The following is a 1,350-nucleotide window of genomic DNA, read 5'->3' as shown; positions in this document are numbered from 1 at the left end:
ATTATGAACATGTATCGCCTAATAATAACGGAGCAGCTTTAACGTTTTGGGGAGAACATGCGCAAGGTATGTCACAAAAAGAATTGTTAAAGCAAGAATTACCTTTGATTAAATGTTTCTTACAACAAAAATAGACGCTATCAAAAATCAATTAATAAAGGTTACACTTACAACTCCCAGAATAATTTAATATATACATTCGCAATAACCCCCTCCTAATTGAAATGTAAGAGGGGGTTATTAGTGTAGAAATCGAGTGATTTTAAATAATAAGAAACTTATAACAATGATAGATTAATTCCAAAGAATTATCTGCTCTTCAGTCAGTGATCATATTCCTTTTAACACATACTTCACTAAAAATATTAAAGTGTTTAATAACAATTATTTTAATATTATAAATAATTATTGCATATAAGAATGAATAAGAGTAAAATTGGTTTTTTAGTTAGTAAAGCTAACCTTTTTAATGATTGCTGGAGGAATTTATTATGAGTGAAAATAGTAGTTTTAAGGGAAATGGTCGTCTATTAACAGGAATTGTACTAAGTGTGTTAACTTTTTGGTTGTTTGCACAATCTCTAGTGAATATAGCACCTACCTTACACGAAGAATTTAGTAGTAATATGGGCTTAATCAATACAACTATTAGTATTACAGCGTTATTTTCTGGAATGCTAGTCGTAAGTGCTGGAGACATTTCAGATAAAGTAGGGCACATAAAAATGTCATATATAGGCCTATGGTTAAACATTTTAGGATCAATATTAATTATATTAACCTCATCATTAACGTTATTGTTTTTAGGGCGTATTATACAAGGAATTTCAGCAGCAATAATCATGCCTTCCACATTATCGATTGTAAAATCTTATTACATTGGAAAGCATAGACAAGCTGCTTTAAGCTATTGGTCTATAGGTTCTTGGGGAGGAGGAGGTATAGCTTCATTTTTAGGAGGTATAGTTTCTACTTTTTTAGGATGGCGTTGGATATTTGTAATCTCAATATTGGTATCAATATTAGCCTTAATTTTAATCAAAGGGACTCCGGAAACAGTTAGAAAAGGAATGCAATTTAAGAAGAAATTCGATTATATAGGAACGATATTATTAGTTATCTTAATATTAAGTATTAACTTAATTATTACACAAAGTTTGAATTTTGGTATTTTATCAACTACTATTCTAAGTTTGATTTTTATTTTTATAATATCCACAATTCTCTTTATTTTGGTAGAAAAAAATAGCAAAACGCCTTTAATTAATTTTTCTATATTTAAAGATAGAGGTTTTACGGGATCTACTTCATCTAACTTTTTAATGAACGCTGTAGCTGGAACGCTTATTG

1 protein-coding gene is annotated in these 1,350 nt (G+C 29.1%); it reads left to right on the top strand.

From position 1 onward, the window contains the following. Positions 1-491: 491 nt before the first annotated feature. Positions 492-1,350, top strand: an 859-nt coding sequence (locus tag ACF91D_RS30345; RefSeq protein WP_392438458.1) for an MFS transporter, incomplete at its 3' end; no start/stop codon positions are given.

This window comes from Staphylococcus sp. 231237_7MaSpsaltlick, from assembly GCF_043107035.1.
Note: the sequence above shows the minus strand (reverse complement) of the source record. Positions and strands in the feature narration are given on the sequence as shown.